The organism is Nocardia thraciensis, from assembly GCF_054782435.1.
Genome location: NZ_BAAGSM010000023.1, coordinates 326,062 through 346,286, shown reverse-complemented (window position 1 = coordinate 346,286; position 20,225 = coordinate 326,062). Strand labels below are relative to the sequence as shown.

At 70.2% G+C, this 20,225-nt stretch carries 19 protein-coding genes and 1 other RNA gene; 10 read left to right on the top strand and 10 right to left on the bottom strand.

The genetic code is table 11. The annotated features are described in order from the left end of the window. The first annotated feature begins 10 nt into the window (after positions 1–10). Both ACYVLQ_RS15305 and ACYVLQ_RS15300 read left to right on the top strand, forming a co-directional pair. Positions 11–2,272, top strand: a complete 2,262-nt coding sequence (locus tag ACYVLQ_RS15305) for a thioester reductase domain-containing protein (protein WP_460698118.1) — start codon at positions 11–13, stop codon at positions 2,270–2,272. Next, positions 2,269–3,348 carry an alpha/beta hydrolase gene (locus ACYVLQ_RS15300; protein WP_460698117.1) on the top strand — a complete coding sequence of 360 codons (1,080 nt, stop codon included), beginning with the start codon at positions 2,269–2,271 and terminating at the stop codon, positions 3,346–3,348. The genes ACYVLQ_RS15305 and ACYVLQ_RS15300 overlap by 4 nt, the downstream gene beginning before the upstream one ends. On the opposite strand, the gene ACYVLQ_RS15295 is transcribed toward ACYVLQ_RS15300, so the two are convergent. Further along, the gene (locus tag ACYVLQ_RS15295) at positions 3,345–3,785 is read right to left on the bottom strand and encodes an OsmC family protein (RefSeq protein ID WP_460698116.1); all 441 of its coding nucleotides are present in this window, start codon (positions 3,783–3,785) and stop codon (positions 3,345–3,347) included. The two genes, ACYVLQ_RS15300 and ACYVLQ_RS15295, sit on opposite strands and share 4 nt — an antisense overlap. A 182-nt stretch (positions 3,786–3,967) precedes the next feature. Here ACYVLQ_RS15295 and ACYVLQ_RS15290 point away from each other — a divergent pair, with 182 nt between their 5' ends. Continuing rightward, a complete protein-coding gene (locus tag ACYVLQ_RS15290; RefSeq protein WP_460698115.1) occupies positions 3,968–4,705 on the top strand; it encodes a zinc ribbon domain-containing protein in 738 nt (245 codons plus the stop codon). 8 nt (positions 4,706–4,713) lie between these two features. Beyond that, positions 4,714–5,928: a bifunctional RNase H/acid phosphatase gene (locus ACYVLQ_RS15285; RefSeq protein ID WP_460698114.1), complete on the top strand. Its 1,215-nt coding sequence runs from the start codon at positions 4,714–4,716 to the stop codon at positions 5,926–5,928. A gap of 101 nt (positions 5,929–6,029) precedes the next feature. On the opposite strand, the gene ACYVLQ_RS15280 is transcribed toward ACYVLQ_RS15285, so the two are convergent. Further along, a complete protein-coding gene (locus tag ACYVLQ_RS15280) occupies positions 6,030–6,500 on the bottom strand; it encodes a GNAT family N-acetyltransferase (protein ID WP_460698113.1) in 471 nt (156 codons plus the stop codon). A 92-nt stretch (positions 6,501–6,592) separates the two neighbouring features. Next, on the bottom strand, positions 6,593–7,480 hold the full coding sequence (locus ACYVLQ_RS15275; protein ID WP_460698112.1) for an alpha/beta fold hydrolase: 888 nt from the start codon (positions 7,478–7,480) through the stop codon (positions 6,593–6,595). A 220-nt stretch (positions 7,481–7,700) separates the two neighbouring features. Here ACYVLQ_RS15275 and rnpB point away from each other — a divergent pair. After that, positions 7,701–8,107, top strand: an RNA gene (gene rnpB, locus ACYVLQ_RS15270) — RNase P RNA component class A. A gap of 28 nt (positions 8,108–8,135) precedes the next feature. Here rnpB and ACYVLQ_RS15265 read toward each other — a convergent pair. Then, on the bottom strand, positions 8,136–8,336 hold the full coding sequence (locus ACYVLQ_RS15265; protein WP_460698111.1) for a hypothetical protein: 201 nt from the start codon (positions 8,334–8,336) through the stop codon (positions 8,136–8,138). A 485-nt stretch (positions 8,337–8,821) separates the two neighbouring features. Between ACYVLQ_RS15265 and ACYVLQ_RS15260 the strand changes: the two genes are divergently transcribed. Then, positions 8,822–9,520, top strand: a complete 699-nt coding sequence (locus ACYVLQ_RS15260) for a phosphoribosylanthranilate isomerase (RefSeq protein ID WP_460698110.1) — start codon at positions 8,822–8,824, stop codon at positions 9,518–9,520. On the opposite strand, the gene ACYVLQ_RS15255 is transcribed toward ACYVLQ_RS15260, so the two are convergent. Both ACYVLQ_RS15255 and ACYVLQ_RS15250 read right to left on the bottom strand, forming a co-directional pair. Continuing rightward, entirely contained in the window at positions 9,459–10,325 is an 867-nt protein-coding gene (locus ACYVLQ_RS15255) for an EamA family transporter (protein WP_460698109.1), read from the bottom strand. The two genes, ACYVLQ_RS15260 and ACYVLQ_RS15255, sit on opposite strands and share 62 nt — an antisense overlap. A 4-nt stretch (positions 10,326–10,329) precedes the next feature. Beyond that, complete coding sequence (locus ACYVLQ_RS15250; protein WP_460698108.1) at positions 10,330–11,643, bottom strand: hypothetical protein; 1,314 nt, start codon at positions 11,641–11,643, stop codon at positions 10,330–10,332. Positions 11,644–12,106: 463 nt separating this feature from the next. Between ACYVLQ_RS15250 and ACYVLQ_RS15245 the strand changes: the two genes are divergently transcribed. From ACYVLQ_RS15245 to ACYVLQ_RS15235, 3 genes are all read left to right on the top strand, one after another. After that, entirely contained in the window at positions 12,107–12,328 is a 222-nt protein-coding gene (locus ACYVLQ_RS15245; RefSeq protein WP_460698107.1) for a hypothetical protein, read from the top strand. Between the two features lie 755 nt (positions 12,329–13,083). Beyond that, positions 13,084–13,416: a hypothetical protein gene (locus tag ACYVLQ_RS15240; RefSeq protein ID WP_460698106.1), complete on the top strand. Its 333-nt coding sequence runs from the start codon at positions 13,084–13,086 to the stop codon at positions 13,414–13,416. A 15-nt stretch (positions 13,417–13,431) separates the two neighbouring features. Further along, the gene (locus ACYVLQ_RS15235; RefSeq protein ID WP_460698105.1) at positions 13,432–15,003 is read left to right on the top strand and encodes an RNB domain-containing ribonuclease; all 1,572 of its coding nucleotides are present in this window, start codon (positions 13,432–13,434) and stop codon (positions 15,001–15,003) included. 152 nt (positions 15,004–15,155) lie between these two features. Here ACYVLQ_RS15235 and ACYVLQ_RS15230 read toward each other — a convergent pair whose 3' ends face one another. The 4 genes from ACYVLQ_RS15230 to panB form a co-directional block, all read right to left on the bottom strand. Further along, the gene (locus ACYVLQ_RS15230; protein WP_460698104.1) at positions 15,156–16,028 is read right to left on the bottom strand and encodes a CHAD domain-containing protein; all 873 of its coding nucleotides are present in this window, start codon (positions 16,026–16,028) and stop codon (positions 15,156–15,158) included. Next, complete coding sequence (gene pip, locus ACYVLQ_RS15225; protein WP_460698103.1) at positions 16,028–16,987, bottom strand: prolyl aminopeptidase; 960 nt, start codon at positions 16,985–16,987, stop codon at positions 16,028–16,030. Before pip ends, ACYVLQ_RS15230 begins: the two co-directional genes overlap by 1 nt. After that, the gene (locus ACYVLQ_RS15220; RefSeq protein ID WP_460698102.1) at positions 16,987–17,445 is read right to left on the bottom strand and encodes a hypothetical protein; all 459 of its coding nucleotides are present in this window, start codon (positions 17,443–17,445) and stop codon (positions 16,987–16,989) included. Before ACYVLQ_RS15220 ends, pip begins: the two co-directional genes overlap by 1 nt. Positions 17,446–17,648: 203 nt before the next feature. Continuing rightward, a complete protein-coding gene (gene panB / locus ACYVLQ_RS15215; RefSeq protein ID WP_460698101.1) occupies positions 17,649–18,497 on the bottom strand; it encodes a 3-methyl-2-oxobutanoate hydroxymethyltransferase in 849 nt (282 codons plus the stop codon). A gap of 159 nt (positions 18,498–18,656) precedes the next feature. Between panB and ACYVLQ_RS15210 the strand changes: the two genes are divergently transcribed. Next, the gene (locus ACYVLQ_RS15210; protein WP_460698100.1) at positions 18,657–20,201 is read left to right on the top strand and encodes an alpha/beta hydrolase; all 1,545 of its coding nucleotides are present in this window, start codon (positions 18,657–18,659) and stop codon (positions 20,199–20,201) included. Positions 20,202–20,225: the final 24 nt, after the last annotated feature.

Sequence of the window (20,225 nt, the reverse complement as noted above, 5' to 3'; positions counted from 1 at the left end):
AGGTGTTCCTGTGGACCCCCATTCCCGCGCGGCATTCATCGAATCCGGTGAGCGCCCCCGCTCGTCCGTCGCCGACCTCCTCGCGGCCGCCCGCGGCACCGCCCCCGCCGACGCGCCTCAATCCACCACCACTGAACACGTCGCCGCCGACCACTCCCGCGTCGAGCCCGCCCCCGCCGATCCTGTAGTCGCTGAGGACCTCGATACCTTGGCCGCGGCTCTCACCAGTGTGGCGAATCGGTTCCTTTCCGAGCCCATCACCGCGGGCACCGACTTCTTCGACGGGGGAGGGACATCCGTTGCGGCGGTGGAGTTCGTGGCGGCCGCCGCTCGGGAGCTCGAGGTCGAGCTGAGCCTGGACGATGTGTTCGCCGATGCGCGGCCGCGGCGGCTGGCGCAGCGGTGGCTGGCGGCGCGGGGCATCGATACCGCCTCGGCGACAGCGGCGGTCGTTCCTGCCGTCGAGGACGAGGACCTACGGCGAATCATGGCCGATGTCGCGGTCGCCGACGATCTGCCCTGGGTGGGTGCGCCGGAGAAGATCGCCCCCAGGCGCATCCTGTTGACCGGCGCCACCGGCTTCCTCGGCAGCCATCTCCTGCTGGATCTGTTGCGCCACAGCGACGCTCACGTCGCGTGCCTGGTGCGGGCGGAGAACGACGAGGCCGCGCTGGTTAGGCTGGGGGAGGCTCTCGCGCGTTTCCACCTGCCCTGGTCGGCGGAGGTGCGCAGACGAGTGACGGTGCTGGCGGGCGATATTCGCCAGCCCCGCCTCGGCCTGTCCGACGAGCACTGGGACGCACTGGCCGTCGAGCTGGATGCCATCGTCAACGTCGCCGCGGCCGTGGACTTCCTGCGCGGCTACTCCTCGCTGCGGCAGAGCAATGTGATCGGGCCGCTGACCCTGGCCGACCTGGCCACCACCGGCAGAACCAAACCGCTGCACCACATCTCGTCGATCGCGGTGTTCAACGAGCTGGGCATCGAATCCATGGGGGAGGACGACCCGGTCGCGCACCTCGACAAACTGGTCGCGGGCTACGACAAGTCCAAATGGGCCGCCGAGGCCGCGCTGCGGCGGGCCCGCGAACACGGGCTGCCCGTCACCTTCCTGCGCCCCGGCGGCATCGGCGGGCACACCGCGACCGGCGCCCACAACCCGCACGATCTGAGCAGCGCGTTCAGCGGCGCCTTCACCCGCTTCCGCACCGCCCCCGCCTTCCGGTATCTCAATGTCGCCCCGGTGGATTGGGTCAGCCGCATCTCGGCGGCCGTCATCTGCGATCCGTCGGCGTGGGGCTACACCTACCACCTGACCGGCGTCCCCAGGGCCCTCGACGACGTCGTCCGCGATATGTCGATCGCCGGAATGAGCCTGCGCGTGCAGCATTGGGAGGACTGGCGCGCGGAGACGCTGCACCGCATCAGATCCGAGCCGGTGCCCGAGCTGGAGTATCTGGCCCGCATCCTGGAGAACCCGGCCGCGCGGCACCTGTGCGAGGCGTCGATGAACGTGCCCGCCGCCACCTGCGAGCGCACCCGCGCGTTCATCGCCGAGCGCGATCTCCCGCCCGCCGAGCGGTACGACGCCCGCGCGCAGCAGGCGACCGTGGAGCGGTTGGCCGATAGCGGCGTCGCGGTCCTGCCCCGGCCCGGAGACGCCCCGCACCTGTGGTTCCCGGAAACCCTGGAGGGCACCGTCGGCGACAGCCCGTGCTCGCTGTCGCTGACGCTGTCGATCGCGAGCATGTACCAGCTGACCACCGAGCGCCGCATCGACGTGTCCGGTGAGGTCCGCTGCGCGGCAATACATTCGGGCCCGCTCACGGTGGAATCCGGTGCGGCGCGGGTCCGTCCGCAAGCGGGTATCCCGCGCCGCCACGGCCTGCGCCACCCGCTGCTGCAGTACCGGCTGCGGCTGCGCGACGCCGACGGGAACGCGTGGTGGCTGGCGGGCCAGAAGACCGCCGCGGCCCGCCGCGACTGGTGGCGGCAGACCCGCGCGCTGACCGTCGAGATCGGCCGCGAGGGTGAATCAGCCACTCTGACAGGCGAAGTCGTCGTGCCGCCCGACGGCTACGTGGCGGATCAGATCGACGGCATCCGGACCGATCCCGAACTCACCGAGCGGGAGGCGCGCACCGCCAAACTGCTCTGGCTCGGGTGGCTGTACTCCCAGGTCGGCCTCGGGCTCGCCGAGCCCATGCTGCGAGCCGGTGCCGAACTGCTCGACCTGCGCCAGGGCGCCCGATCGAAGGAGCTGCACCGATGACACTGCTGCCCGCGACCACGCCACCGCCCGTCGACGATATTCCGCTGCGCGCGGGCGACGGCACCCGGCTCCGGCTGCGCCGCGTCGGGACGGGCGACACGAATCGTCCCGCGGTATTGCTGCTGCACGGCCAGTCCGCCTCGTCGGAGATGTTCGTGCTGCCCGAGATTCGCAATATCGTCGACTCGCTGGTGGACGCCGGGTACGAGCCATGGCTGCTGGACTGGCGCGGCAGCAGCGCGCTGCCCTACAACGAGACAGGCGCTCGATTCAGCTACGACGACGTCGCGCTCTACGACATTCCCGACGCCGTGGCGCATATCCGCGGGGTCATCGGCGAGCGCCCGCTGTTCGTGGTGGCGCAGTGCATCGGCGCGCTCGCGCTCTCCATGAGCCTCGCCGCCGGACTGCTGCCCGGCCTCGCGGGCGTCGTCGCCCAGGGAGTGTTTCTCACGCCCAAGCTGAGCGGTCCGGCCCGCATGCGGTCGGCGCTGGGCGGCGAACTGGCGCGGACCTGGATCGACCACATCCCTACCGACTTCCGCAAGGTCGGCCTGTGGTCGCGGTACACGCCGCTGTTCGCGGCGATGTCCCGCGGCGGCGACTGCATCGACCCCACCTGCCGTCTGGTGCACAAGAATTGGGGGATGGGCGGTGAGCTGTTCGCCCACCGCAATCTGGACCGCCGCACCCATGACCGGCTCGCCGACCTGCTCGGTCCGCTCCCGCTCTGGACACTGCCGCATATACGGCGAGTCGAGTTGGCGCACACCATGGTTCGCTGGAACGAACGCGACGACCGCTACCGCGCACTGCCCGACAACGCCCTCGATCACGCCGACCGGATCGATTGCCCGGTGCTGCTGCTGTCCGGCAGTGAGAACAAGTTCTGGCACGATTCCAACAAGCTGTGCCATGAGGTCCTCGGCACCCGCTATCCGCAGGTGGATGTGCGATATGTCGAAATCCCCGGCTACGGTCACCTCGACGCCTTCATCGGCCGCGGCGCCGCCCTCGACGTCTTCGGCCACATCCTGGCGTTCCTGGACGGCCAGAGGAAGGCGTCCGGCCGTTAACCGGATGTGGTGACCGTGGGTTCGTGCTCGACCGGGAAGTTCACCGAGTTGGCGATGAAGCAGCGCTTGTGCGCCTCGGCGTGCAGGTCGCGGGCGTCGTCGACGCGCGCCGGATCGGTGATGGTGACCCGCGGGCGCAGCGTGACCCGCAGGAAACGCTGATTGTTCATAGCGCCCTCGGCGGGGTCGCGGTAGTCGGTGACGACGATGCCCGCCTCGGCGCACAGGTGCAGGTACCACAGCATGTGGCATTCGGACAGCGAGGCGACCAACAGCAGCTCGGGATTCCAGCGGGTGGCGTCGCCGCGCGCGATGACCGGATCGGCACTGCTCGGCAGCGGCGGGCGGCCGGGCGCGAGCGCCTCGTGGTTGCGGGAGTAGGAGCGATAGTCGGTGGTCGCCCCGTTCCAGACGACCTCCACCTCGTAGCGATGCATGCAACGACCCTGCCATACCGCCCGATTCGCCCGCTCGGAGGTTTCGTGCCGACCGGTGGCCGGGCGAGGAAGGCGGGGTTGGCAGGAATCGCGTGCGCGGCGGAGTACGGTTGAACTTCGATGTCGGTCGCCCGACCGGGCCGCCGCCGAACCGTCCATAGTGCCGAGGAGTAAGTTCCGCGTTGAATGTCGAACCACCGATCCAGGCCAAGCTGCTCGACCTCGCCGCCGTCGACGCCGAGCTGACGCGGATCGAACACCGCCGCAAGGTGCTGCCCGAAGAGCAGGAGGTCCAGCGGCTGGAGCAGGAGCGCACCGCGCGCAAGGACGCGGCGGTGAAGGTCGAGATCATGATCGACGATCTCGACCGCGACATCCGCAAGCTGGAGACCGAGGTCGACGGCGTCCGCAAGCGCGAGGAGCGTGACAAGGGCATGCTCGACAGCGGAAGTGTCGCCGCCAAGCAGCTGTCGGAGCTGCAGCACGAGCTCGGCAGCCTGCAGCGCCGCCGCACGGTGCTCGAGGACGACATGCTCGAGGTGATGGAGCGCCGCGAGGCGGCCGTCGCCGACCACCAGCACGCCGGGGCCAATCTGTCGAAGGCCGAACAGGACCTGGAGGAGGCGCAGCGTCGTCGCGGCGAGGCGCTGGCCGACCTCGAGGTCGCGGCGCAGCGCTGCACCGCCGACCGCGAGCAGCTCGTGACCCAGTTCGCGCCCGAACTGCTGGCGATCTACGACAAGCAGCGCGCCCAGCACGGCGTGGGCGCGGCGCTGCTGCAGGCCCGCCGCTGCGGCGCCTGCCGCATCGAACTCGACCGGGGCGAGATCGCCCGCATCGCCAAGACCGATCCGGAGGTCGTGGTGCGCTGCCCCGAATGCGGCGCGATCCTGGTGCGCACCAAGCAGTCCGGGTTGTGAGCTCGGCCGTGACGAAGGTGATCGTCGAGGCCGACGGCGGTTCGCGCGGCAATCCGGGGCCCGCCGGATACGGTGCGGTGGTGTGGGATTCGCGCCATGCGCGGGTGCTGGCCGAGCGGCGCGAGGCACTCGGGGTCACGACCAACAACGTCGCCGAATATCGCGGGCTCATAGCGGGTTTGGAGGCGGCCGCCGAGCTGGGCGCCCGTGAGGTCGACATCCGGATGGACTCCAAGCTCGTGGTGGAGCAGATGTCGGGCCGCTGGAAGGTCAAGCACGCGGCCATGATTCCGCTCGCCGACCGCGCCCGGCGGCTGGTCGCGGGATTCGACCGGGTCGAGTTCGAATGGATTCCGCGCGCGGAGAATTCGCACGCCGACCGGTTGGCCAACGACGCCATGGACGACGCGGATGTGGTCGCCGAGGTGCGCGCCGCGGAGGAAGCGGGGCACGGCAGTCCCGCGGCCGGTGCCGAGCGTGACCTGCCCAGCTGGATAGACGAGGTCGCGGATGCGCAGGCGGCACAGGCACATTCGTCGTCCGAGCAAGGGCACGAGGGGCCGGAATCCGGCGGATCCGAGACCACCGCACCCGGGTGGACCGGCGCGCGGGGCCGTCCGACCCGGTTGTTGCTGCTGCGGCACGGGCAGACGGAACTGTCTGTGCAGCGGCGGTATTCGGGGCGGGGTAACCCGCCGCTGACGGCGCTGGGCCGGGAACAGGCCGCACGGGCGGCGAAATACCTTGCGGCCAAAGGGAATATCGCGGCAGTCGTCACCTCCCCGCTGGGGCGGGCACGGGAGACGGCCGAGGCCGCGGCGCAGGCGCTCGACGTCCCCGTGCGGGTACTCGACGGCCTGATCGAAACCGATTTCGGCGAGTGGGAGGGGCTGACGTTCGCCGAAGCGGCGCAACGGGATCCGGAACTGCACGCGCGGTGGCTGAGCAACCCGTCGCTGCCCGCGCCGGGCGGCGAGAGCTTCGACCAGGTCCGCGAGCGGGTCGAGGCGGTGCGCCGCGACCTGGTTGCGCTGTACCCCGGCCGGAATGTCGTGGTGGTCAGCCACGTCACCCCGATCAAGACACTGCTGCAACTGGCGCTGGGCGTCGGCCCCTCCCTGCTGTACCGCCTACACCTGGACCTGGCCTCGCTGTCGGTCGCCGAGTTCTACCCCGACGGCGGCTCCTCGGTCCGCCTGGTCAACGACACGTCCTACCTGTAGTCGGCGCCGTTCTCGCACCCCGCGCCGATCCCCGCACCCGCCACAGCGCTCGCACGGGGTGCGGGAACGTGTACGGGGTGCGGCGTGGGCTGGGGCTCACCTCACAACGCGCGGGCCATCTCGTATTCGATTCGGGGGTCGTCGGGCGCATTCGGCCTGCGTCGTCCGGTGGGGGCGAATCCCCTTCTGCGGTACAGATTCTCGGCGGGCGTGTTGCCGTCGAGTACCCACAGTCGCAGGTCCGCGTGGCCGCCCGTACGCGCCCAGTCCGCGACCGTCTCGATCAGCCGGTCGGAGGTGCCCGTGCCGCGGGCGGATGCGGCGACGAACATCGACACCAGCACGGCGAGGTCGTCCTCCAGCAGGCCGCCCGCGCAGCCGAGCACCTCGCCCCCGGATTCGGCGACGAACAGCGTCCGGCCGCCCGCCCACCTCCGCCAGCATCGCTCGTCCCAGAGCGCGGCCTCGTCGTAGGAGGTCGCGAAGGTTCCGGGTGCGGATCCGGCCAGTGCGCCCAGCCGCGCGGCCCGGACCACCCGCCAGTCTTCGGCGTCCACCTGTCGCACGATCATGATCCGATCGTGCCTCGACCTCGCCCGGCCCGGCAATCGGAATATGCGGAGGCGTCTCGGCGGGTCGCCCTGTGCCGAAACGCGGCCGGGGACTACGGCCGCAGCACCGAGACCAGGAAATCGACCTGATCGTAGATGGCCTTCTCGAACCAGTCGTCGAAGTAGATGTCGAAATGCCCGATGGGATAACGCTTCACGACGGCGTGCTTGGTGCGTTCGGCGGCCTTGAGCGTCGGTCCGACGGGAGCGACCGAATCGTTGTCGCAGATCGCGTACATCACCGGAACCTTGATGCCTCTGGTGCGCCGCCACGGCGAGTCGAACAGCGTCGACAGGCCGATGCGGGCGGCGACCTTGGGCTGGTACTGCTCGCTCTCCTCGGCCAGTCGGCCGAATCCCTCCGGCACGTCGGACGCGCTCATCAGCGCCGAGGACCGCTTGCGCCCGGCCAGCCGCACGCCCACGGGTTTGCGCCGGATCGGGCCCACCAGCAGGTCGGTGGTCGCCACGGTGCCGGTCTTGAGCAGGCTGATCGGGCCCTTGGCCCGCGCGGAGGCCCAGCCGCTGGTGAACGGGCACTGGGCGACCACGGCGGCCAGGTAGTCGTCCTCGTGCGCGATCGACAGCACGTGCCCGCCGCCGAAGGAGGTGCCCCACAGCGCGATTCGGGTGGCGTCGAATCCGCGCAGCGTGCGGGCGAAGGCGATCGCGGCCCGCCAGTCCTCGCGCTGGCGGCCGATATGGATCAGCTGGCGCGGCTTACCCCCGCTGGCCCCGAAATGCCGGTAATCGAAGACCAGCACGCCCATTCCGGCGTTGGCGAACCGACGGGCGTACCTGTCCAGGCCCATTTCCCGGTCGGCCCCCAGGCCGTGCGCCATGAGCACCAGCGGCCGCGGCTTCGGCGGCCCGTCCGGGCGATAGAGCCACGCTGCACACTGTTCGCTTCCCGACGGGAACCCCACCTCGACACGTTCCATGGCCGAATACCGTACTGCGTTGCGGAATCGGCCCGCGACCTGGATCCCTTTCTTTTTCGGATCAGTAATGAACGGTTCGGAGCGCGTCAGGTGTGAGGTGTTGCCGGGTGGGACGGCGTCGTGCCGTCGCGTCGCGGTGATCCGGCCGCCGGGATCTTCGGCACCCGCTCCCCGGGGGTCGTGAGCCCGGTGCGCCGGGTGCACGGCACAATGGTGGAGACGAGTCGGTCGGGCGACCGCGTCGACAGGAACGGGCACGGCTGTGCCGCCGCCTGTCGCCGAGGAAAGTCCGGACTCCACAGAGCAGGGCGGTTGTTAACGGCAACCCGGGGTGACCCGCGGGACAGTGCCACAGAAAACAGACCGCCGGCGCGCGAGCGCCGGTAAGGGTGAAACGGTGCGGTAAGAGCGCACCAGCGCCCCGGGTGACCGGGGCGGCTCGGTAAACCCCGCCCGGAGCAAGGTCGAAGGCCGCACTCCCCGGAGTGCGGCTGCGCAGGTGTTCGAGGGCTGCTCGCCCGAGCCTGCGGGTGGGCCGCTCGAGGTGCCCGGCGACGGTGCACCCAGATGGATGGTCGCCCCCAGCGCGAGCTGGGACAGGATCCGGCTTACAGGCCGACTCGTCTCCACCCGCCCTCGGTGCTGCGCGCCGGCGTCACAGGATGTCGGTGATGTCGTCGCCGTTCATCGTGATCCGGACGTCGCCGCCACGGTCGACGATCGCACCCATCAGCGGCTCGATCGCCCCGATGAGCTGACCGAACGCCGGTGCGAACTCCTCGGTCATCGCCGCGGGAACGGTGAGCCGGAGGACGTATTCGGTGGCCCGCTGCTCACCGTCGGCAGGATTGGTCATGATGCCACCTTCACAGACGGGATGGTCGGTGTCGCGGCCCAGGCCCCGCATGTCGGCGATATTCGGGCCGGCGACCCGCTTCTCGGACCGGCTCGCCCCTCGAGTTCGAGGTCTCGCGCACGTCCGCGCCACGGGCGCAGTATCGGAAGAAGCGCGGGTGCGGAACGCGATAGACCCCTTATCGGGCCCGTGGTGAGGATCGGGTGCCCCGCGCGGCACAGAGCGACGGGCAGGCTAACCGGACCGGGGGGTGAAGTCGTGTCTTGGGTGTGATCAGAGTGTGATATCGCTCCGAGCCTCCGGGTACCCATACTGAGGGGGCATGCATCAACGTCGACGCAGCCGTGCGGTGAATCCGTCGGCACCGGAAGCCGGTCGTCAGGGCCGCTCCGGGCGGTCCGGTGCCCGGCACCGGCAGTACCAGCGATCCTCCTCCGGCGTTAGCTCGCCGGATGCGGCACAGACTAGGCAGTATCGTGTGCCGGATGATCAACGTCCGAACGAAGATTTGCGGTATCCGGAGTGAATCCGATCTCCGGGCCGTGGTCGCTGCTGACGCCGACGCGGCCGGATTCATCTCGGGCACAACACATTTCAGCGAAGACGTGCTGGACGCGGGGCGCGCCCGGAGGCTGTCGCGGCTGGTGCCCGCGGCGATGGAGCGAGTGCTGGTCACCCACCTCACCGAGGCCGACGAGGTGCTGCGTCTGGCCGACTACATCGAGGTGGACTGCATCCAGTTGCACGGCCTGATCACGCTGGACACCGTTCGCGCGGTGCGGGCGGGCGCGGCGGGGCGGCGGGTGATCCGCGCGGTGCACGTCACCGGGCCGCACGCGATCGGCGCGGCGCTGGCGGTGGCGCCCGATTGCGATGGGATCGTGCTGGATTCGCGTTCGGCCGACCGGCTCGGCGGCACCGGCCGCACCCACGACTGGACCATCAGCGCCCGCATCGTCGACAAGCTCGCCAGCCTGGACTTCCCGGTGATGTTGGCCGGAGGCCTCAACCCCCGCAATGTGCGGACCGCGATCGAGGCCGTGCGGCCCTCCTGGGTCGACGTCAACTCCGGCGTCGACGGCCTCGGCGGCGACAAGGACCCGTCGGACTGCGCCGGATTCGTCAGGGCGGCACATGGCGTCGAGGCGCCGACCGCTGCTCTAGCCCGACCGCCAGCAGAATGAGCACGCCCGCGCCGACCGTCGCGGCGGTGAGCCGGGTGCCGGTGCACAGCGCGCCGACCAGCGCGGCCACCACCGCCTCGTTGAGTCCGATGATGCTGGCCGTCGCCGCGTCCAGCCGTCGCAGCGCCTGCCAGTAGAGGGCGAATCCGGGCCCGAGCAGCAGGGCGCCGAGCGCGGCCAACTCGGCCGCGACCATCGCCGTGGGCGGTTCGAACACCAGCAGCGGGCTGCCGGCGGTTCCGGCGAGCAGCAGTTGCAGCCCGGCCGAGGTGATCGTGTTGTTGGCCGTGGCCTTGCGCGCGATCAGGCTGACCAGCGCGGCCACGCACCCCGCGCTGGCGAGCGCCAGCAGGCAGCCGAGGACCGCCGAACTCGCCCCCGCGTCGGCCGCGGGACGGCCGGTGACCAGCCAGATCGCCATCGCGACCAGCAGTAGTTCGAGCAGCACCGGCACGGTGGGCGGTCGCCGTCCGCGCACCAGGGCCACGGTGATGATCAGCACGGGCGCGGTCAGGTGCAGCGCGACCACCACCGGCAGCGGGCCGATCCGCAGCGCGGCGACGTAGAGCGCCAGGTTCGCCGCCTCCAGGGCGCCCAGCCGCGCATACAGCGCGGGTTGCGCGGTCAGCGTCTCCCACGGCCGCTCCCCGCACAGCCGGGCCAGGGCCAGCAGCGTCACCGCGCCGCCCAGCGCCACCAGGCCCGCCGTGGTGGGCGCCGCGACCGCGGCCAGTAGTGCGCTGGAGGCGCCCCACAGGCAGGTCACGGCCACCATCAGGGTGAGGGGAGCCAGCGGGGCGGTCACGACGCTAGGTGAGCAGGAACGAGATCACCGGCAGTACCAGCGCGGTGAACGCGGCGAATACGGAGGCGGCCACCCGCCGCTTCGGCAGTCGCGGAAACCGGGTCGCGAGCCCGCAGAAGGTGCCGAGCGCGATCAGCAGCGTGCCCCACACCACCAGCGCGCGGCTGGCGATCTTGCCGAGGGCTTCGTCGAAGCCGAAGGCCAGGCCGAACACGGTCGCTCCCGCCGCGGCGCCGAGCAGCAGCAGGATCTCGCCCGCCGACGAATTCATCAGCACCGGACGGCCGCGCACCGTGGTCACCGTTTGCGGATCGGTGTGGTGGGCGCCGTCGGCGCGGCAGATCTCGTCGTACACCTTCGCCGGATTGACCCGCTCGTTGATCGCGGGCCGCACCTGCAGCAGGGCCTCCAGCGCCTGCGTGGTGGCGTAGGAGGTGACCGGGCCCTCGGCCGAGATGCGGAATCCGCCCCGGTAGATGGCCAGCGCGTCGACCTCCTGCATATCCAGCAGTTCGACCATGGCGGCGCGGACCGCCGGATCGAAGATGGTGCGGCTGTCGGCGGACACCACCGCGCCGATGGCCAGGTGCAGGGTGATGTGGCGCCAGGTGTCGACGAGGTCGTCGCGGCGGAAGATCTCGGTCTCGATCTCGCATTCGGAGCGGCGCAGGCCGGTCATGAGCCGCTGCACCGCCAGCGTGCAGGCGCGCTCGGCGCGCTTGTCGCCGATGGCGACGATCTCCGGGCGCGACAGTACGCTCGCGATGTGCGCGGCCGCGTACATCGGCAGCGTCCGCGGCTCCTGATATACCGCGGAGACCAGATAGGCGATGCCGTGCGAGATCGCCTGCTGCCGTTCGCCGTCGAAGGCGCCCTCGGCGATCAGCGCCAGCACCGCGGCGGCGGTCGCGGTGATGGACACCGGGCCCAGAAAGCCGGACATCCGCCAGCCGCCGGTCTCGGAATCCTGCTGATCCAGCAGCGACCGGATGCCCTCCACCACACCGGAATCGGACTCGTCGACGCCCAGGCAGCGCAGGGCGCGCACCCGCCAGGCCACGTCTATCGGGGTGCGGAAGTACCACTCGTCGCCAACGGGGCGCTGCACCACCGTCATTCGGACGAGGGCGGCGACCTTCTCGGGCCGGGGGATCTCGCAGCCCGCGCGGTGCAGCATGCAGACCACCTCGGCGGTGTTCTGTGGATTCGGCGGCACATCCGGAATCCAGCCCCAGCCGGCGCCGCCGCTGAGGTGCGGGATCTGGCTGCCGCGCAGCCATTCCACCGCCATCAGGATGCGCTCGTCAATATTCGACACTGCCCTTCCGCCCTTTGGAACGCGGCCCCGAGACTCGCCGATGGGGCGCTGGTAACTGCCACGTTACTCGGATGGTCCGACAAGCGGAGCAATCTGACGATCGCCCGAATGAGTTGGCGGCGGCCATATTTCGTTTACATATCAAGGACGGATCGGTCTGCCGGGAGTCGGGGTTCGGCGCCAATTCGATAGGGGGCGAAAGAGTTCCGGAGTGGGGTTCGGAGCGGTCTCCGGTATCGACAGAAGCCCTGTATCACGGTGCGGCACAGGATGGTTGGGTGTGTTACGGGATCAGGCCCGGTCTGCACTCGAATTGCAATGTCGGTGTAGGTCGGATTCGGGGCATTCGGGGTCGCGGTCAGTTCTCCGGCGGCGCCTTCGTCGGATAATTGCGCAGGCCCTGATCCAGGAGGCGCTGGCGGCCGCGATCGCCGAGCGTACGGGGCGGGCCGACGCGGCCGACATGTATCCGCACGTGGCCGCGGTGGCGGCCGCGCTCGCCGTCGTGCTGGGCAGGTCGGCCGCGTCGGCGCGGATCGCGCTGCGGACCGATCGGGATGACGATGGCGGCCCGCGGCTACCAGTCCGGGTACGCTTCGCCAAGGCATTCGAACGCGAATTCGGCACGGCCCCAGGGCGTTTCCGCATCCGCGCCGGAGAACTACGCCGGGACCCGCCGAAATAGCGAACGGCGGCGCCCTTGTCGGGCACCGCCGTGGAGCTGGGACGTCCTCAGCCGGCTGGGTTGATCACCAGGATCTGCGCCCAGTAGGCGGCCTGCTCGGGACCGAGCAGCGGCAACAGGTAGTCGTAGACGATGGACGACATACGGTGCGGAACTCCCTTATTTCTCGACGATGGGGACAAAGCGAGGCGCGAGGGAAGATCGACTTCCCCCGGGCACACTGCGGGCCACAGTAACAGCGCGGGCACGCCCGCGCACTACCAGCGGAAATCGGTCGCTGTGGGGGGATCGGCCGGGGTTCGGACGCGATTCGGTCATGACGACCCCTGTCGTCCTTTCTGTCCGGAAGCCGCCTGTTCGTCCCGGATGTCATAGTCATCGACTCTTGATCTTGAACGCGTGACTTGCCCGAGGATTGCGGTGGAGTCTGGCTCGCGCTGCCGGAGACGCCTTTCGGAAGCCCGGAAAGGCCGAAAGTCGACCGCCCGGTTCCTCCGATCGGAGGCTTCCCCGGGTGGCAGGTCTTCGAGGCCCGATGCGGCCGACGCGGGTGGCGTGGGCTCCCAGAATCGCGGAATTCAGCCATACGACGGCCGGAAGTCGTCGCTGAGGGCGTGTCCGACGCGGCGTTCCGTCGGTAACTGGCCGGATGGGTGATCGACGTCATAAAGTGTTGCGCGTTGGAAAGTTCCGTTGCTGGGGGTGGTAATGGGGCTGTGGGTGTCAACGAACGTCGGAAAGCAGGTTCTGTCTCTATGCGAGTAGTTCGCAAGCTGGTTGCCGGTGCGCTGATCGCCGGTGCTGCTTCGGTTTTGGGTGTGCTGGGGGCCGGGTCCGCCAATGCGGTCGCGGTTACCCCGCTGCCCGGTGGGATGCAGGTCGATCTGAACCACGGTGACACCCAGTGGGTGCACCAGAATCGCATCGGGCAGGCTATCTCGGGCCTGCCGCACCCGTCGGCGGCGTCGTTCGGGCAGTCGCTCGACGCGGCGTCGGGTCTGTCCTCGCAGTACCCGGGCGGGCGTGTGGTGTTCACCGTGTACGGGCCGTTCGACAAGTTGAGCGGCACCATGCTGGCGCTGCAGTAGTTTCAGCGCATACGCGTGGAGCTCCATCAGAGGATCGTGTCGGCGCCGGTCGATTTCGGCGCCGTGCGAACCGAATTCGGGTTGGCCTCGGACTATCCGTCCGAGGCCGTCTCGGAGGCCCGCGACGCGGTCGACGCGTTCGCGGGCGCCCGGGTCGATCGCACCGACATCGCGTTGGTGACGATCGACCCGCCCGGCGCGCTGGATCTGGACCAGGCGCTGTCTCTCGAACGCACCCCCACCGGCTTCCTGCTGCGGTACGCGATCGCGGATGTGGGTGCGGTCATCGCCCCCGACGGGGCGCTCGCCCGGGAATCGCTGGCCCGGGGACAGACTTTCTACATGCCCGACGGCACCGTGCCGCTGCATCCGCCGGTGCTGTCGGAGGGGTCGGCCAGCCTGCTGCCGGGGCAGGACCGCCCGGCCGCGCTGTGGACCATCGAATGCGACGAACGGGCCGAGCCGATCCGCTTCTCGGTGCGCCGGGCGCTGGTGCGCTCGCGGGCCCGCCTCGACTACACCGGCGTCCAGGCCGACGCCGACGCCGGCCGCCTGCACCCCTCGATCGCCGCGCTGCCCGAGTTCGGGCGGCTGCGCATCGAAGCCGGACAGGCGCGCGGCGCGATCGGCCTGCGACTGCCCGCCCAGACCGTGGTGCGCGACGGCCACAACCACGCGCCCGATGGCCCCGAGCACTGGCAGCTGATCGTGGAACCGCGCACGGCCGCCGACGACTGGAACGAACAGATCTCCCTGCTGACCGGCATCTGCGCGGCCCGAATCCTGCTGGGAGACTTCGGTTCCGGCAGTAGCACCGATCCCGCTGGTGGCGACGGCAGTGGCCCCGGCGACGGCAGGGGCGGCCGACCGGACGTCGGTGACGGTCCTGGTTCCGGAGCTGGAGGCGAGCCTGCCGGTGCTCCCTTCGAGCCGGTCGGTGTGCTACGCACCATGCCCCCGCCGCCGCAGTCGGCGCTCGATTCCATTCGCCGCACCGCCACCGCCCTCGGCATCGACTGGCCCGCCGACGCTCCGGTCGGCCGCATGCTGGCCGGTCTGGACCCGAACTCACCCGCTGCCCTGGTGTTGATGTCGGAGGCCACCGGTCTCCTGCGCGGCGCCACCTACACCGTGCTCGCGGGCGAGGTCCCGGAGGTGGTGCAGCACAGCGGCATCGGCGCCCCGTACGCCCACGTGACCGCGCCGCTGCGGCGGCTGGCGGACCGGTTCGCCACGGAGGTCTGCCTGGCCCGCTGCGCGGGAACCGAGATCCCGCCCTGGGCCCGCGAGGGCCTCGCCCCCGCCGCCGACTCGATGCGGCGCAGCGACGCCGTGGCGGGCAAGCTCGAACGCGCCTGCATCGACCTCACCGAATCCACCGTCCTCGCGCAACGTCTGGGCGGCGACTTCGACGCCGTCGTGGTCCGCGAGGGCAACGGCACCCGCCGCGCCGAGGTCTTCGTCGCCGACCCACCGGTCCTCGCCAAATGCGTCGGCTCACCCCCGGAAGGCGAACGCGTCCGCATCCGCCTCATCGAAGCGGACCCCACCAAACGCACAGTCATCTTCGAATACCCCACCCCCTGACCCCACGCCCAACTTCCCGCACCCCCCGCCAGTCTCCGCGCCCGGGCATCGCTCGCACTACCGCCCCACTTCCCGCACTCCTGGCATATTCCCGCACCCGCTACAAGCGCTGCAGCGGGTGCGGGAACATGCCAGGGGTGCGAGAAGGCGGGTTAGTCGGCGTACTTGTGGCGGAGGAAGGTGGCGGCGGCGGGGTATTGGTCGAGGGCCTTGCGGGCGGCGTCGGATTCGGCCTCGTAGAGGCCGTCGTAGCCGGTGGTGTCGGTGCCGCGGGTGGCGGCGGTGACGGCGCGGGCGCGGATGGTGTCCATCGCCTCGACGGCGTCGCGGTGGTCACCGAGGACGGATTGCAGCTTCTTCGCGCGGGCGGACAGTTCCTCGGCCGGGCCGTCCAGCACGGGGGCGGCGGCGTCGGCGGAGTAGCGCAATCGCTTGGCGGCCTTGCGAATATCGTGCATGTGCTCGGTGCGCTCGGACTCCTCGACCTCGGGTTCGTCGCGGACCAGCCGGCGCACGCGGCGGAAGTCGTCGCGCAGCACGGCGGAGAAGTGCTTGGCGGCGCCCTTGCGGGCACGCTTGCGGCGCAGCGGGGGACGGGTGCGCAGTCGCTCGAGCCGCTCCCGCAGGCGGGCGTAGCGCTCGCCGTCGAGTTCCTCGACCACGGCGCGGTGGGCCGAGGTGTATCGGGCGCGTTCGGCCTTGGCCAGCTGCCGCCCGGCGCGCCGCTGGGCCGCGGTCCGTTCCTCGGCCAGGGCGGTGAATCGCTCCGCCCGCACCTCGGCGTCGCGGGCGGCTCCGAGCAGCCCTGCGAGCCAGCGCAATTCGTCGCGCAGGTCGTCGGTCTCCGTGCGGCGGAGCACCTTCCGGTACGAGCGCAGCACGCTGCGCAGCCGCCGGGTGGCGACCCGCATCTGGTGTACCGAGTCCGGAAGGTCTTGGCGCACATCGGGTTCGGCCGACAACAACCGGTCCACGTCGGCGTCGAGGGCGGCGCGGAGGGCGGGGCCGGTTGTCGTCGTGCTCATCAGGTGCTCCGGAACTTGTCGGTGGCTTCCACCAGGTGGTGGGTGATGCCGGGTTCGCTGGCGGCGTGACCGGCGTCGCCGACGAGGTGCAGCGTCGAATTCGGCCAGGCCCGGTGCAGGTCCCAGGCGCTGACCGCGGGGCACACGATGTCGTGGCGCCCCTGCACGATCACGGCGGGGATGTGGGCGATGCGGTCGATATCGCGCAGCAGCTGGCCGTCGTCGAGGAAGCCGCCGTTCACGAAATAGTGGTTCTCGATGCGCGCGAAGGCCAGCGCGAACCGGGGCTCCGCGGTCTCGGCCACCCGATCGGGTTGCGGCAGCAGCGAACTCGTCGCCCCCTCCCACGTCGACCAGGCGACCGCCGCGGCGGTGGCGACTTCGGGATCGGGAGAGTGCAGCAGCCGGTGGTAAGCGCTCACGAGATCTCCCTGACGGTCCGTTTCCGGCACCGGGGCCAGGAACTTTTCCCACTGGTCAGGATAGACGTAACCGGCCGAGCCGTTGTAATACCAGTCGATTTCCTTGCGCCGCAACAGGAAGATGCCGCGCAGCACCAGCTCGGTGACCCGATCCGGATGGGTCTGCGCGTAGGCCAGCGCCAGCGTGGAACCCCACGAGCCGCCGAACACCTGCCAGCGCTCGATGCCCAGGTGCGTTCGCAATTTCTCGATGTCGGCGACCAGATGCCAGGTGGTGTTGGTCTCCAGGCTCGCGCCGTCGGCGATGTGCGGGGCGGACCGCCCGCAGCCGCGCTGATCGAACAGCACGATCCGATAGGCCTGCGGATCGAAGAATTGGCGATGGAAGGGCGCGGTACCGCCGCCGGGCCCGCCGTGCAGGAACACCACCGGCTTCCCCGCGGGGTTGCCGCTCTCCTCCCAGTAGATCCGCTGACCGTCGCCCACGTCGAGCATGCCCTCGCGGCGCGGCTCCAGGGGCGGATACAGCGTGCGCATCAGAACGCGACCCCCGCGGCCAGATTCGGCAGCTCCAGCGCCTGTACGGCCTGGGTGCGGACGTCCGGGCAGCTCGCGGTGGTGATGCGGTCGACGACCGCCTTGTCCGCGAGCACCCGGCCGTTGATGCCGCCGTTCTGGGCCGCCCACTCGTGGACGGTGATGTTCCAGGCGACCCGGCCCAGGGTCGGCCCCTGCACCCGCCAGTCCGACAGCTGCGGTTGGATCCTGTCGCACAGCGCCTTGGCGGCCTGGTCGGGCACGTCGACGGCGCCCGGCGTCGTGGTGCCGGTCGCGGTGGCCGAACCGCTGGCTTGTGCGGTGGTGGTCGCCGATCCGCTGGATCCGGCGGATTCGGGCGATCCGCTCGTGCCGCCCCCACATCCGGCGATCAGTGCGATGGCGGCCACCCCTGCCGCGCCCAGCGCCCCACGAGTCATCCAACGGCTCTGCGACATCTGTTCCCTCTACTCGTTTCGTGCTCCGTCGGACACCGAGTCTGCCACCGATCGGGGGCGAGGGTTGTTCCCGCGGAGTAGAGGGTTGGCCACTGCCTTTCGTTTCCCGGCCTCCTCGCCTCTCATTTCCCGGAGTGCTTTTTGGCCGGAATTCAAGCGCCGCCCGTACACGGGCACGAGCGGGCGCCGGTATCTCGTATCGGTCAGAAGCTGTGTTCCGGGGCCGGGAAGACTCCGCGGCGGACCTCGTCGGCGTAGGTGGCTGCCGCGTCGCGGAGTTGGTCGCCGAGTTGGGCGAAGTGCTTGACGAACTTGGCGGTCTTGCCGCTGGTGTAGGCGGCCATGTCCTGCCAGACCAGCACCTGGGCGTCGCAGTCGACACCGGCGCCGATGCCGACGGTCGGGATGGTCAGCTTGCGGGTGACCTGCCCGGCGAGTTCGGCCGGAACCATCTCCATCACCACGGAGAACGCCCCGGCTTCCTGGACCGCGAGGGCGTCGGCGATGAGCTGCTCCGCGCCGTCGCCGCGGCCCTGTACGCGGAACCCGCCGAGGGTGTTGACGCTCTGCGGGGTGAACCCGATATGCGCCATCACCGGGATCCCGGCCGCGGTGAGCCGCGCGATGTGCTCGGAAACCCGTTCTCCGCCTTCGAGTTTCACCGCGTGCGCGCCGCCCTCCTTCATGAACCGGGTGGCCGAGGCCAACGCCAGCTCGGGGGAGGCCTCGTAGCTGCCGAACGGCAGGTCCGCGACCACCAGCGCGTGCGGCGCACCCCGCACCACGCCCCGCACCAGCGGGACCAGCTCATCGATGGTGATGGGCACGGTGGTGTCGTAGCCGTACACCACGTTCGCGGCCGAATCGCCGACCAGCAGCACGGGAATGCCTGCTTCTTCGAACAACTTCGCCGTCGAGTAGTCGTAGGCGGTCAGCATCGACCACTTCTCACCCGCGGCCTTCATCTGCTGCAGGTGCTGTACTCGCGTCTTCTTTCGCGAAGTTGTCGGTGCGGCACCGTAGGCAGCGGTTTCTCCGGATGCGGACATCATCGTCCCTTTCGTCGTCTCCTCGAGGCCCGTGCGGGTCCCCGGGTTTTCATGACTCGTCCAAGCCTGGACGCCTCCCAGTGTGCCACCGCCCCGGCACCCCGATTAAGGCGTGCCGACCATGCAATTCGTCACACGGCGAGGTCTGGAAGGATTCTTCGCATGCCCTTGTCGCGTACCGGTCGTTCGACAGCCGTGCTGGCCCTGATCTGTGTGGCCGCCGCCTGTTCCACATCGACGAATGATCAGCCCGCCTCGCCTCCGGCGGGCTCGTCGTCACCGGCCGGGCTGGAGAAGTTCTATGCCCAGACCCCCGAGTGGAGCGACTGCGAGGGCTTCGGCGACGCGTCGAGCCGATTCCCCGACGGCGCCCAGTGCGCCCGCGTCACCGTGCCGGTCGACTACGCCGAGCCCCAGGGCGCGACGGCGCGGATCGCGATCTCGCGGATCAGGGCGACCGGGCAGCGCATCGGCTCGCTGCTGTTCAACCCGGGCGGCCCCGGCCAGCCCGGCCTGTGGATGGCGCAGCAGGGGCAGGACACCCCGCTCGCGGAGCGGTTCGACCGGATCGGTTTCGACCCGCGCGGCCTCGGCGCGTCCACACCGCTGATCACCTGCCTGACCGGCGAGGAATGGGACCGCGAGCGCGCCGAGCCGCCCAAGGACAACACCCCGGCGGGCATCGCCGCGGCCGAGGACGAGAACAAGCAGTTCGCCTCCCGCTGCACCGAGCGCACGGGCAACGATTTCCTCGCCCACGTCGGCACTCGCGAGGTGGTGCAGGACATGGACGTGATCCGCGCGGTGCTGGGCGACGAGAAACTCAACTACGTCGGCTACTCCTACGGCACCCGGCTCGGCTCGGCCTACGCCGAGAAGTTCCCGGACCGGGTACGCGCGATGGTGCTCGACGGCGCCCTGGACCCGAACGCCGACCCGGTTTCCGAATCGGTGCAGCAGGCCGCCGGATTCCAGCAGGCCTTCAACGCCTACGCCGCCGACTGCGCGAGCAAGCCGGACTGCCCGCTGGGCGCGGATCCGGCGCAGGCGGTGACGAGGTTCCGCGAACTGGTCGGGCCGCTGTGGGACAAGCCCGCGATCACCGAGGACGGCCGCGGCCTCACCTACGGCGACGCGATCACCGGCGTCCAGAACACCCTCTACGCCGACGACAGCTGGAATGTGCTCAGCGCCGGGCTCGCCCAGCTGACCGCCGGGCAGGGCGACATCCTGCTGCGGTTGGCGGACCTGTACGACGGCCGCCGCAAGGACGGCAGCTACGACAACTCGCAGGACTCGTTCCTGGCGATCCACTGCGTGGACGACCCCGCGGTGAAGGATCGGGCGGTCGCCGACAAGCAGGACACCGAATACCGCAAGGTTGCCCCCTTCCTCGACGACGGCCACGCCACCGGGCAGGCGCCGCTCGAGCTGTGCGCGTTCTGGCCGGTGCCCAACTCCAGCAGCCCGCACCGGATCTCGGCGCCGGGCCTGCCGAAGACCGTCGTCGTCTCCACCACCCAGGACCCCGCCACTCCCTACCAGGCGGGCGTGAACCTGGCGCAGGAGCTGGGTGCGGCGCTGATCACGAACCGCGGCACCCGGCACACCGTGTTCCTGTCCGGCGGCGTGCCCTGCGTCGACGACGCGGCGTTCGCGTATTTGACGGATCTGACCGAGCCTGCGCCCGGCCTCACATGCGGTTAATTAGCTCCACAATGGCTATGTAAC

Bases quoted from the DNA above. Each gene is read 5' to 3' on its own strand.
- ACYVLQ_RS15300 (WP_460698117.1), top strand. From the start codon at position 2,269: ATGACACTGCTGCCCGCGACCACGCCACCGCCCGTCGACGATATTCCG.
- ACYVLQ_RS15295 (WP_460698116.1), bottom strand. From the start codon at position 3,785: ATGCATCGCTACGAGGTGGAGGTCGTCTGGAACGGGGCGACCACCGAC.
- ACYVLQ_RS15280 (WP_460698113.1), bottom strand. From the start codon at position 6,500: ATGATCGTGCGACAGGTGGACGCCGAAGACTGGCGGGTGGTCCGGGCC.
- ACYVLQ_RS15275 (WP_460698112.1), bottom strand. From the start codon at position 7,480: ATGGAACGTGTCGAGGTGGGGTTCCCGTCGGGAAGCGAACAGTGTGCA.
- ACYVLQ_RS15265 (WP_460698111.1), bottom strand. From the start codon at position 8,336: ATGACCAATCCTGCCGACGGTGAGCAGCGGGCCACCGAATACGTCCTC.
- ACYVLQ_RS15260 (WP_460698110.1), top strand. From the start codon at position 8,822: ATGATCAACGTCCGAACGAAGATTTGCGGTATCCGGAGTGAATCCGAT.
- ACYVLQ_RS15245 (WP_460698107.1), top strand. From the start codon at position 12,107: ATGTATCCGCACGTGGCCGCGGTGGCGGCCGCGCTCGCCGTCGTGCTG.
- ACYVLQ_RS15240 (WP_460698106.1), top strand. From the start codon at position 13,084: ATGCGAGTAGTTCGCAAGCTGGTTGCCGGTGCGCTGATCGCCGGTGCT.
- ACYVLQ_RS15230 (WP_460698104.1), bottom strand. From the start codon at position 16,028: ATGAGCACGACGACAACCGGCCCCGCCCTCCGCGCCGCCCTCGACGCC.
- pip (WP_460698103.1), bottom strand. From the start codon at position 16,987: ATGCGCACGCTGTATCCGCCCCTGGAGCCGCGCCGCGAGGGCATGCTC.
- ACYVLQ_RS15220 (WP_460698102.1), bottom strand. From the start codon at position 17,445: ATGTCGCAGAGCCGTTGGATGACTCGTGGGGCGCTGGGCGCGGCAGGG.
- panB (WP_460698101.1), bottom strand. From the start codon at position 18,497: ATGATGTCCGCATCCGGAGAAACCGCTGCCTACGGTGCCGCACCGACA.
- ACYVLQ_RS15210 (WP_460698100.1), top strand. From the start codon at position 18,657: ATGCCCTTGTCGCGTACCGGTCGTTCGACAGCCGTGCTGGCCCTGATC.